The organism is Streptomyces sp. NPDC001450 (genome assembly GCF_053597295.1).
Genome location: NZ_JBSFHY010000060.1, coordinates 30,592 through 41,725 on the forward strand (window position 1 = coordinate 30,592; position 11,134 = coordinate 41,725).

Genomic DNA, 11,134 nt, shown 5'->3' on the forward strand with positions numbered 1-11,134 from the left:
ATGACGACCGTCGGCGAAGGCGACCTCGTTCTGGGTGCGTTGGGGTCCATGGGCGCGCGCATCGACTGCGCGGGCTTCAACCGGCTGGACCTGGAGGGCCCGCAGGTGCTGTGGCTGGTCGCGGCCGGCGCCCTGGACCTGTTCGCGGTGGACGCCGCCCAGCAGGGCCACTGGCACCACCTCGGCCGGCTGGAGGCGGGCGCGCTGCTGCTCGGCCCGGTCGCCGGACCGCAGCACACGCTGGTGGCGCGCCCGGCGCGGGACTGTGTGGTGCACCGGATCAACCTGCGCGAGCTGTACCAGCCGGCCCACACCCAGACGTGGTCGTACGACGAGTACGGCAACCCGCAGTACGTGCCCCCGGCGTCGAGCCCGCTGGAGTACGCGGTCGCGCTGGGCGTCGGCCGTGGTCTGTCCGTCCTCTTCCAGGACCCGATGGCCGAGGAGCGGTCCGCCGCCCATGGAGGTGCCCCCGCGGGAGCTCGTTCGAGCGTGGGGGACGACGACGTGTTCTGGATGCAGGTGCCGCCGGGCAGCGTGCAGTACGGCTCGCTGTACGGCGCGGAGGCCGCCGCCGATCTGCTGATGGACCCGGCGCTGTGGCAGAGCATGGTCGACCAGCAGTACCGGCTGCTGACCGCGCTGGACCGGTGGATCGAGCAGCTGGAGCGCACGCACGAGACGCGTGCGGCCGCCGGGATCAAGGCCGGTGAGGCGGTCCGCGCCCAGGCCGACCAGACCCTGCTCGCCTCCATCGGCAAGCGCTCGGCCCGCCGTACGACGGCCGCGGACGCCGACGCCGGCTACGCGGCCTGCAAGCTGGCCGCCGAGGCGGCCGGGATCGCCCTCGCGGAGCCCGCGCAGAGCGGCACCGAGAGCGAACGCCTCGACCCGGTCGAGCGGGTGGCACTGGCCTCCCGGGTGCGCACCCGGGCCGTCCGCCTGGACGGGCGCTGGTGGCGGGAGAACGTGGGCCCGCTGGTCGGGCACCGGGCGCTGTCCGGGGCGCCGGTCGCGCTGCTGTGGCGGCGCGGCGGCTATGTGGCCGTGCACCCCGGTACCGGACGCGAGACGCCGATCGAGAAGGCGAACGCGGAGGAGTTCGAGCCGCGCGCGGTGATGTTCTACCGGCCGCTGCCCGAGCGGCGGCTCGGTCCGCTCGGGCTGCTGCGGTTCAGTCTGCGCGGGACGCGTGGCGACCTGCTGAACCTGATGCTCGCCGGGCTGGTGACGGTGGCGATCGGCGCACTGGTGCCGATCGCCACGGGCAAGGTGCTCGGCGAGTACGTCCCCAGGGCCCAGACGGGCCTGATCGTCCAGGTCTGTCTGGCGGTGATGATCAGCGGGGTCGTGTCGGCCGCGTTCACGCTGCTGGAGAACCTGACCATCCTGCGTCTGGAGGGCCGTATCGAGTCGGCGCTCCAACCGGCCGTCTGGGACCGGCTGCTCAGGCTCCCGACCCGGTTCTTCACCCAGCGCTCCACCGGTGAACTCGCCAGTGCCGCCATGGGCATCAGCGCGATCCGACGGCTGCTGGCGGGTGTCGGCCCGGTGGTCGCGCAGTCGGTGACGGTCGGTGCGATGAACCTCGGTCTGCTGCTGTGGTACAGCGTGCCGATGGCGCTGGCGGCGATCGGCATGCTCGTCGTGATCGCGGCCGTGTTCCTGGGGCTCGGGCTGTGGCAGGTGCGCTGGCAGCGCCGTCTCGTGACGCTCGGCAACAAGCTGAACAACCAGGCCTTCCAGACGCTGCGCGGGCTGCCCAAGCTGCGGGTCGCGGCGGCGGAGAACTACGCGTACGCCGCCTGGGCCGGGGAGTTCGCGCGCAGCCGGGAACTCCAGCAGAAGGTCGGCCGGATCAAGAACGTCACCACCGTGCTGGGCGCGGTCTATCTGCCGGTGTGCACCCTGCTGATGTTCATGCTGCTGGCCGGTCCGGCCAGGGGCGCGATGTCGGCGGCGGCCTTCCTCACCTTCAACACGTCGGTGACGATGGTGCTGACCTCGGTCACCCAGCTCACGGGTTCCTTCGTCTCGGCGGTGGCCGCGCTGCCGCTGTTCGAGGAGATCAAGCCGGTCCTGGACGCCACGCCCGAGGTGCGCACGGCGAGCACCCGGCCGGGTCCGCTGTCCGGCGCGCTGGAGGCCCGCCGGCTCTCCTTCCGGTACGCCGACGACGGCCCGCTCGTCCTGGACGACGTGTCCTTCGCCGTCCGTCCGGGCGAGTTCGTGGCGATCGTCGGCCCCAGCGGCTGCGGCAAGTCCACGCTGCTGCGCCTGCTCATCGGCTTCGACAAACCGGTCTCTGGCAGCGTCCTGTACGACGGGCAGGACCTGGCGGCCCTCGACCAGTCGGCGGTGCGCCGGCAGTGCGGGGTCGTGCTCCAGCACGCGCAGCCGTTCACCGGCTCCATCCTGGACGTCATCTGCGGCACCGAGCCGTACACGCCCGAGGAGGCGATGGCGGCGGCCGAGATGGCGGGTCTCGCGGAGGACATCAAGCGCATGCCGATGGGCCTGCACACGATCGTCGCGGGCAACGGCGCGATCTCCGGGGGGCAGCGGCAGCGTCTGATGATCGCCCAGGCCCTGATCCGGCGCCCGCGCATCCTCTTCTTCGACGAGGCGACCAGCGCCCTCGACAACGACACCCAGCGCATCGTCATCGAGAGCACCCGCAAGCTCAACGCCACGCGCATCGTCATCGCCCACCGCCTGTCCACGGTGCTGGACGCGGACCGGGTCGTCGTCATGGAGGACGGCAAGGTCATCCAGCAGGGCCCGCCCGCCCAGTTGCTCGCGGACACCGGGGGGCGGCTGCACGAACTGGTGCGCAGACAGCTGGCGTAGGGCGGCGGTGGCCGGGTCGCCGCGCGGGTTCCCTCGGGCGACCATGGTTCCCGGGGCAGCGCGGGAGGCGCCCATGACGGACTGTTCCTGGTGGGCTGCGACGGCGCGCACAGCGTCGTGCGCAAGACGCCGGGGCTCTCCTTCGAGGGCGGCGCACTGCCTGAGGAGTACATGCTCGCGGACGTGGAGGTGGACTGGGACCTGGCACCGGGATGGACGTGCACTCGATGCACCACACTCCCGGCCGGAGGCGGGGGACGCGGTCGCCCATGGCCTGGAGACGGGGCGCGCCCCGCGACTGGAGCACATCCAGGCGGTCCTGAACCGGCTGTCTCCCTTACCCGGACAGTCCGCTCGTCGAGCCGGGCCCGGCCGCCGGTGCGGCGGCGGGCGAGCGCGCACCGGACTGCGGCGGCCTGCTGGACCCGCTCGCGACGTTGCCGCTGCGCCCGTACGACGTGCTGCGCGAGCGCGACCACGTCCTGCTGCTCCACGCGGACTCCGCCGACGGGACCAAGGGTTGCAGTCCAAGCCTGGTCCAAGCCTGAGAGTCAGTCCAGGCCCGGCACCGGCGCGCCCGAGGGCACTCCGGCTCCGACATAGCCGTCGTAGAACTCCTTCCAGGACGCGCTCGCCCCGGCGTGCGGCCCCTCGAAGCGCTCGCCGCGGGCCTTGGCGTCCAGGGCGGCGAGGCAGACCTCCCAGCCTGCGCCGTTGCGGGCGGCGGTGTTCTCGGCGGCGAGGACGTCGGTGAGGGTGAACCGGGTGCGCCCTTCGCCGGCCTCCTCCAGGTCGAAGTGGAGTTCGTCGCCGCCCCACTCGAAGGAGAGGTGCCGGGGCGGGTCGACGGCGAGCACCTTGCCGGTGGACTCCGGCATGTTGGGATCGCCGCTGAACCGGATGGCTCCGCCGGGGCGCAGGTCCATCTCGGCGCGGGAGGGGAACCACTGGGCGAGTTCGTCCGGGTCGGTCACGAAGTGCCAGACGCGGTCGACGGGGTGGTCGTAGGTGCGGCTGAAGCGGACGGCGGGGCGGCCGTCGTCGAGCGTCAGACAGGTGCCGGTGAGGTCGACGGACATGGTGCTTCGGTCCTTCGGGATGTGGGGGTGTCAGGTGTCGTCCGACGTCTCGTCGAGGCGGCGGCCCAGCGCGTCGAGGCTGCTGTTCCACAACCTGCGGTACGGCGCGAGCCAGGCGTCGAGGGCGGCGATCGGGGCGGGGTCGAGGGCGTAGACGCGGCGCTGTGCGTCCTGCCTGACCCGCACCAGACCCGCCTCCCGCAGCACCTTCAGATGCTTGGAGGTGCTCGGCTGGCTCAGTCCGCATGCCTCCACGATCTCCCCGACGGGCCGGGGCCGCTCCAGGAGCAGAGCGACGATGGCCCGCCGGTGGGGGTCCGCGAGAGCGGTCCAGAGCACGGCGTCGGACATGAGACCAATATGCCTCGGCGGTTATATTCCCGTCAAGGAATGTACGGTTCCACGACCCGGGGACGGGCCCCTCAGAAGTTCCACGCTCGAAGATCGTGCCGCCCCCGTAGCGGACACACCCCCCTCAGGGGCCAGGTCGGACCAGCCCAACAAGCGAAACGTTGCCGTTTCGCTGGAACTCCTCTAGAGTCCACGTGTACGAAACGGTTTCGTTTACGCCGTCGCCGCGCATCCTCCTCGAACTCCTCGAACGACTTCCCTGGAGTGGTCCCCCATGCCCCAGAACACCCTGACCGACGGCCCCCGCGCAGGGGCCCTCGCGAAGGCCCGCGCCGAGGCCTCGGGCAAGCGGTGGTGGATCCTCGCGATCATCGCCGTCGCCCAGCTGATGGTGGTCCTCGACGCCACGATCGTGAACATCGCCCTGCCGTCCGCCCAGGCCGACCTCGGCTTCTCCGACGGCAGCCGGCAGTGGATCGTGACCGCCTACGCGCTGGCCTTCGCCTCACTGCTGCTGCTCGGCGGCCGGATCGCCGACCTGTTCGGCCGCAAGCCCGCCTTCCTCGTCGGCGTCGTCGGCTTCGCCGCGGCCTCCGCGCTCGGCGGTGCCGCGAACGGCTTCACCATGCTCGTCGTGGCCCGCGCCCTGCAGGGCGCCTTCGGCGCGCTGCTCGCTCCGGCCGCGCTGTCCCTGCTCAACACCACGTTCACCGACGCCCGCGAACGGGCCCGCGCGTTCAGCGTGTACGGCGCCATCGCCGGTGCCGGCGGTGCGGTCGGCCTGCTGCTCGGTGGTGTGCTGACCGACGCGTTCGACTGGCGCTGGACCCTGTACGTGAACGTGGCCATCGCGGTCGTCGCCTTCGTCGGCGGCTGGGTGCTGCTCGGCAACCACCGCGACGCGGCGAACGCCAAGCTGGACGTGCCGGGCACCGTCCTGGTCGCCGCCGGTCTGTTCTCCCTGGTGTACGGCTTCTCCAACGCCGAGACCCACGACTGGGGTTCGCCGCTGACCTGGGGCTTCCTGATCGCGGGCGGACTCCTGCTGGCGGCCTTCGCCTGGTGGCAGACCCGGGCCCCGCACCCGCTGCTGCCGCTGCGTATCCTGCTCGACCGTGACCGGGGCGCCTCGTTCCTCGCGGTGCTGATCACCGGCGCGGGCATGTTCGGCGTCTTCCTCTTCCTGACCTACTACCTCCAGCTCAACCTCGGCTTCAGCCCCACGAAGACCGGTGTGGCGTTCCTGCCGATGGTCGGCGCGCTGATGGTGACCGCGCAGGTCGGCACCACGGTCCTGATGCCCCGGATCGGCCCGAAGGCGGTCATCCCGCTGGGCTTCGCGATCGCCACGGCCGGCATGGCCTGGCTCACCGGTATCGGGCTCGGCTCCCACTACGTCAGCGCCGTGCTCCCCCAGCTGATCGTCATCGGCGTGGGCCTCGGCATGGTCATGCCGCCGGCCATGCAGCTGGCCACCGGCGGGGTGGCGGCCGAGGACGCGGGTGTCGCCTCGGCGACCGTCAACGCCATGCAGCAGGTGGGCGGTTCGATCGGTACGGCCCTGCTGAACACCCTCGCCGCGAGCGCCGCCACCGACTACCTGTCGAACCACAACCCCGCGAGCAAGCTGGTGCGGGCGCAGGCGACGATCGAGAGCTACACCACCGCCTTCTGGTGGTCGGCGGGCTTCTTCGCCGCGGGCACGGTCATCGCGTTCCTGCTCTACCGGCGCGGCGTGCCCAAGCAGGACGCCGGGGCCGCGCCCGTCGTCCACATGTAGGACCGGGTTCCATGGTCCGAGGGGCCGCCGTCAGCAGGGAGACGGCGGCCCCTCCGCGCTGTCATGGTGGAGGTATGCGCAAGGCGTCGGCGGCGCTGGGCAGCGCCCTGTTCCTCGTCGTGGTCTCCGGCAGCGCGGCCGCGCTCGTCCCCTGGTGGCTGACCGGCGGCTGGCAGGCGGGTGACTGGTGGCTGCCACTGCGGCTGCTCGGCCTCGTCCCCCTGGCGGCCGGCACCACCGTGATCCTGGAGGCCTTCACGCGGTTCGCGCTGGAAGGACTCGGTACTCCGGCGCCTGTCGCGCCGCCGGCGCGGCTGGTGGTGAGCGGGCCGTACCGGTACGTGCGCAATCCGATCTACCTCGCGGTCGTCGCCGTGCTCTGCGGCCAGGGCCTGCTGCTCGCCCGGCCGGTGCTGTTCGCGTACGCGGCCGGGGCCTGGGTACTCACCTGGGCGTTCGTGCGCTGGGACGAGGAGCCGGGGCTGGTGCGCCGGTTCGGCGCGGAGTACGAGCGCTACCGGCGGGCGGTGCCGGCCTGGTGGCCGCGGCGCACGCCGTGGCGTGGAGCCTGAGAACGCGCCGCCGCCCGCCACGGCAACTGTCCGTGCACGGGCGGGCGTTGGCGTCGTCACCTCTTGTACGACACGAGTCACCAATACGTGGCGTCGACACCTGTTGAAACCAGTTGTTTTTCGCCGCTCCCCGGGACGACCCCCCACAGGCCGGCCCAGGGAGCGGCTTGGTGCCCGGAAGCCGGCGGGCGGCCCCACTCCGCCCGTCGGTCCCGGTGCGAGATCGCGGGTTCCCCGCTCCAGGGGCCGCACTCCCCAGTTGCGAGCCTGATCCGGCGATGCGGGGACCGCGCGATCCCGGTCCCTAGAAGGCGAAGACGCTGCTGTTGAGCGCGTCCTTCATGCACGTGTTGCCGAAGGTGCGCTCGTAGGAGACGCGCTTGCCCTGCCAGACGCCCTGGACGGTGACGACCACGGGGTCGTACAGCTTGGTGCACCAGACGTCGTCCCGGGTCTGCAGGGCCGTGAAGTCGCCGCCGATGCCGCGCAGTTCGCTGCAGGCCAGGGCCGCGGCAGGGTGGGTGCCGGAGGCAGTCGGGGCGCAGTTCAGGGTGACGGCGCGCTCCGGAGTGGCCGTCGCCGCGTTGTCGCCGTGGCCGGTGGTGAGGACCAGCGCCGAGGGGGCGTAGAGCGACGACGGGCCGGCAGCCGGTGCAGCGCCGGCGGCCCCGGTCAGGGGTCCGCAGACGGCGGCGGCCGTGAGGCCGAGTGTCGCTGCCCAGCGCGCGGTGTTCCGCATTGTGTGCATCCTTCCGCTCGAATAGACGGGTGGCGCTCCAGCCCGGTGGGCGCCGGAGCGGCGAGCGACACTCTGCCGAGTCCGCCGACGAAACACACATCGAACCCACATCTTTCAGTAACCTTGCGTGTTGAAACAGTGGCGTGAAGTCACGGAAATCGAACACGTCGACCGCATGACTGAGCGGTTCTTGATCGCGGGCAGCGGTCGGATGGCCGAAAACCACCGCCTCGTTAATAGGCCTGAAACATTCCGGCTCAGCCCTCGGCGAACCCCTTCGTGACGCCTTGTGTTCATGAAAGGGTCGGAGTAATCGTCATTACATGATTACGACAGAGCAGAGAGAGAAGCTGCGCGGCTGGTTCGCCGGCCGCCTGCCCGACGATCTCTTCGAGGAACTGGTCGAGGTGACCGTCGACCGCGAGGAGATCACCGTGATCGGGCGCGTCCCGGAGCCCCGGCTCGCCGAGAGCGCCTCGGACGCCGAGCGGGAGGCCGCCGTACGGGCCCGCATCCAGGAGTTCCGTGAGCGCACCCGTGAGGTCCGGATCGAGGTGGCCCGCGAGGCCGAGCACCTGTTCCGCCGGAAGGTGTCCTGGGGCGTGGCGTGCGGCGCGGAGCGCGCCCTGTTCACACATGTGGCCGCGCCGGTGATGACCCGGCTGCGGCAGCCCGAGCGGCAGGTCCTGGACACCCTGATCGCCGGGGGCGTGGCGCGCAGCCGCAGTGATGCCCTCGCCTGGTGCGTGCGCCTGGTGCAGCGTCACACCGACGACTGGCTGACCGAGTTGCGCGAGTCCCTGGAACACGTCCAGCGGGTCAGGGCGCAGGGACCGGACAGTGAGGAGGTGGTCGATTCCTCCACCGGCGACGGCGAAGACGGATGAAACGTCCTCTGGCAGGGGACTTCTCCGGCGCCGTACCGTCGAGCAGACCCCTCCGGGACGTCCTCCCCCCGCCCCGCACACCCCTGCGGCTGCGACGGTCGTCCGCCACCGCCGCGCCACGAAGCGCTCCATCGCCGCATACTCGCTGGAGCCCGCCTTGACCCGCCAGTCCCCCGGCTCCCCCACCGCGCCGCCGTCCCTGACCGTAACCGTCGAGGCCCAGGTGCCACCGCCGACGGCGTCAACGTCCTGACATCCTGGCCCTGCACCTGGGTTCGCAGTCGGTACCCACGTCGACGCGCCGTACCACGTCGACGACGCCCGGTCCCGGCCGGACGGGCTGCCGCCGGACCGGTTCGCCGGGCCCGCGGTCGTGGCCGACGTCCGGGGGCTGCCCGCCCGGGCGCCGATCGCGCCGGCCCTGACGGCCCCCGCGCTCGACGCCCTCGCGGCGACACCGGGCGCGCTGCTGCTGCTCGTCACCGGCTGGTCGGCGCACCGGGGCACGGACGCGTACCTCGCCCACCCCTGGCCCCGGAGGCGGCCCGGGCCGTGGTCGCGGCGGGCGCGCGCACGGTGGCCGTCGACGCGCTGAGCGTCGACCCCACTCCCCGACCCGGTGACCCGCATGCCGATGCCGGGCTGCTCTTCACGCTGCGGCTGCCCGGGGCGGACGGCGCTCCGTCCGGGCGGTCGCCCGGGCCGGCTGAGCGCCTCGCGGGCCGTCCCCGGTCGATGAACCAGAGCTCGCCGGCGTGCCCGCAGGCCCGCCGTCGGAATGGTCAACTCCGCTCATTTGACGATAAGTTGCAGGGCCTGTCCGGTACGTTGACGACCATGACCGACTTCGTACTGGTGGCGGGTGCCTGGCTGGGGGCGTGGGCGTGGGACGAGGTGGCGGCCGACCTGCGCGCCGCCGGCCATGAGGTGCACGCCCTCACCCTGTCCGGGCTGGCCGAGAAGAAGGAACTGCCCGCGGGGCAGCAGATCCACGTCCAGGACATCGTCGACGAGGTCGAGCGACTGGACCTGCGGGACGTCGTCCTGGTCGGGCACAGCTACTCGGGCGTGCCGGTCGGGCAGGCGGCCGAGCGGATCGGCGACCGGCTGCGCCGCGTGGTGTTCGTCGACTCCAACCTGCCGGCGGACGGGGTGTCGTTCCTCGACGGCTTCCCCAGCGACCACATCCGTGCCGCTCTCGCCGGGCACGACGGCGTGTGGCCGCTCCTCGCCCCGGCGGCCTACGCGAACCAGGACCTCACGGACGAACAGATCGCCCGTCTCGTCGGCGAGGGAACCCCGCACCCGGCCGCCACGCTGACCGAACCGGCCCTGCTCAAGCGCCCACTGGCCGAGCTGCCCGCGACATACGTCAAGTGTGTGCTGGACGGCCGCCCGCCGCTGCCCGCCGTGACCGAGGCGCTGGCGGGCGGGCGCTGGGAACTGGTGGAGCTGAACACCGGTCACTGGCCCATGTTCTCCACACCCCATGAGCTGGCCGGAATCCTGGGCGAGGCGGCCGGCCGCGGCTGAGGGCCACCTGCCGAGGTGCGCCTACCCGCCAGTATCGTCGGGCCGCAGCGCGTACTCAGCGACGAGAGGCGGACGGCCGGATGGCGAAGCACTGGGCGGACTTCCAGTACGAGATCTATCTGAACGGGATGACCGGGGCCGTGCCCCGGCTGCCCACCGATCTGACCCGGCTGGAGGAGCTGGCCGAGCACCGGCTCGGGCCCGGCCCGGTGGGCTATGTGGCGGGCAGCGCGGGTGACGGCAGCACGGCACACGCCAACCGGGCGGCTCTCGCCCGGCGCCGGATCGTGCCGCGCATGCTCAGGAACGTACAGGAGCGCGACCTGTCGGTGCGGGTGCTGGGCCGCGCGCTGCCGGCGCCGTTGGCCCTGGCCCCGGTGGGCGTATTGTCGATCATGCATCCGGACGCCGAGTCCGCGGCCGCCCGGGCCGCCGCCGCGCAGGGGGTGCCGTACATCCTGTCGTCGGCGTCGAGCACGCCGATGGAGCAGGTGGCGGAGGCGATGGGGGACGCCGAGCGGTGGTTCCAGCTGTACTGGGGCAAGGACCGTGAGGTGACCCGGAGTTTCCTCGCCCGGGCCAAGGCGGCCGGGTTCTCGGTACTGGTCGTCACCCTGGACACCCCGCTGCTGGCATGGCGGCCGCGCGATCTGGACCAGGCGTATCTGCCGTTCCTGCACGGGGTGGGCACCGCCAACTACTTCACCGACCCGGCCTTCCGGGCGGGTCTCGACAAGCCGGTGCACGAGGACCCGAACGCGGCGGTGCTGCACTTCCTCGGACTGTTCGGGGACGCGAGCCACACCTGGCCCGACCTCGCGTTCCTGCGCGAGCACTGGGACGGGCCGATCGTCCTCAAGGGCGTCCTGCACCCGGACGACGCCCGGCTCGCCGCGGACGCCGGGATGGACGGGGTGGTGGTCTCGAACCACGGCGGCCGGCAGGTGGCCGGCTCCGTCGCGGCGGCCGATGCGCTGCCCCGGATCGCGGACGCGGTCGGCGACCGGCTGACGGTGCTGTTCGACAGCGGGGTGCGCACCGGCGACGACGTGTTCAAGGCCCTCGCCCTCGGCGCCCGGGCGGTGCTGCTGGGGCGGCCGTACGTGTACGGGCTCGGTCTGGAGGGACAGGCGGGCGTGGAGCACGTCATCCGCTGTGTGCTCGCGGAGTTGGACCTCACGCTCGCCCTGTCCGGCCACTCCACTCCGGCAACCGTCACGGCGGACGACCTCGTGGAGGCCGCTGTCTGACGACCAGGTGTCCCGCCGCCGGCCGGCGACCGGGACGACCCGGGTACGGCTGCTGTCCGTGGACACGTCGGGCCCGTTCCTGACGGCCGAGCT

Annotated in this window: 10 protein-coding genes and 1 pseudogene; 8 read left to right on the top strand and 3 right to left on the bottom strand. The window is 72.3% G+C overall.

Annotation, left to right across the window (positions count from 1 at the left end):
* Both ACWC5O_RS41285 and ACWC5O_RS41290 read left to right on the top strand, forming a co-directional pair.
* Nucleotides 1–2,850, top strand: a complete 2,850-nt coding sequence (locus ACWC5O_RS41285; RefSeq protein WP_450582286.1) for an NHLP bacteriocin export ABC transporter permease/ATPase subunit — start codon at nucleotides 1–3, stop codon at nucleotides 2,848–2,850.
* Nucleotides 2,851–2,934: 84 nt separating this feature from the next.
* A pseudogene (locus ACWC5O_RS41290) lies at nucleotides 2,935–3,193 on the top strand (FAD-dependent monooxygenase); the annotation flags it as partial.
* Between the two features lie 208 nt (nucleotides 3,194–3,401).
* Here the strand turns inward: ACWC5O_RS41290 and ACWC5O_RS41295 are convergent.
* The gene (locus ACWC5O_RS41295) at nucleotides 3,402–3,929 is read right to left on the bottom strand and encodes an SRPBCC family protein (protein ID WP_450582288.1); all 528 of its coding nucleotides are present in this window, start codon (nucleotides 3,927–3,929) and stop codon (nucleotides 3,402–3,404) included.
* A 30-nt stretch (nucleotides 3,930–3,959) separates the two neighbouring features.
* Nucleotides 3,960–4,280 carry an ArsR/SmtB family transcription factor gene (locus tag ACWC5O_RS41300; RefSeq protein WP_450582289.1) on the bottom strand — a complete coding sequence of 107 codons (321 nt, stop codon included), beginning with the start codon at nucleotides 4,278–4,280 and terminating at the stop codon, nucleotides 3,960–3,962.
* A gap of 274 nt (nucleotides 4,281–4,554) precedes the next feature.
* On the opposite strand from ACWC5O_RS41300, the gene ACWC5O_RS41305 reads away from it, so the two are divergent.
* Entirely contained in the window at nucleotides 4,555–6,060 is a 1,506-nt protein-coding gene (locus ACWC5O_RS41305) for an MFS transporter (RefSeq protein WP_450582291.1), read from the top strand.
* Between the two features lie 74 nt (nucleotides 6,061–6,134).
* Complete coding sequence (locus tag ACWC5O_RS41310) at nucleotides 6,135–6,632, top strand: methyltransferase family protein (RefSeq protein ID WP_450582293.1); 498 nt, start codon at nucleotides 6,135–6,137, stop codon at nucleotides 6,630–6,632.
* 304 nt (nucleotides 6,633–6,936) lie between these two features.
* Here ACWC5O_RS41310 and ACWC5O_RS41315 read toward each other — a convergent pair whose 3' ends face one another.
* Nucleotides 6,937–7,371, bottom strand: coding sequence for a protease inhibitor (locus tag ACWC5O_RS41315; protein ID WP_450582294.1), 435 nt, complete (start codon nucleotides 7,369–7,371; stop codon nucleotides 6,937–6,939).
* A 323-nt stretch (nucleotides 7,372–7,694) separates the two neighbouring features.
* On the opposite strand from ACWC5O_RS41315, the gene ACWC5O_RS41320 reads away from it, so the two are divergent.
* From ACWC5O_RS41320 to ACWC5O_RS41335, 4 genes are all read left to right on the top strand, one after another.
* Entirely contained in the window at nucleotides 7,695–8,258 is a 564-nt protein-coding gene (locus tag ACWC5O_RS41320; protein ID WP_450582295.1) for a hypothetical protein, read from the top strand.
* A 340-nt stretch (nucleotides 8,259–8,598) separates the two neighbouring features.
* Nucleotides 8,599–8,853, top strand: coding sequence for a cyclase family protein (locus tag ACWC5O_RS41325; RefSeq protein ID WP_450582763.1), 255 nt, complete (start codon nucleotides 8,599–8,601; stop codon nucleotides 8,851–8,853).
* A gap of 242 nt (nucleotides 8,854–9,095) precedes the next feature.
* A complete protein-coding gene (locus tag ACWC5O_RS41330) occupies nucleotides 9,096–9,791 on the top strand; it encodes an alpha/beta fold hydrolase (protein WP_450582297.1) in 696 nt (231 codons plus the stop codon).
* Nucleotides 9,792–9,871: 80 nt separating this feature from the next.
* Nucleotides 9,872–11,041: a lactate 2-monooxygenase gene (locus tag ACWC5O_RS41335; protein ID WP_450582298.1), complete on the top strand. Its 1,170-nt coding sequence runs from the start codon at nucleotides 9,872–9,874 to the stop codon at nucleotides 11,039–11,041.
* Nucleotides 11,042–11,134: the final 93 nt, after the last annotated feature.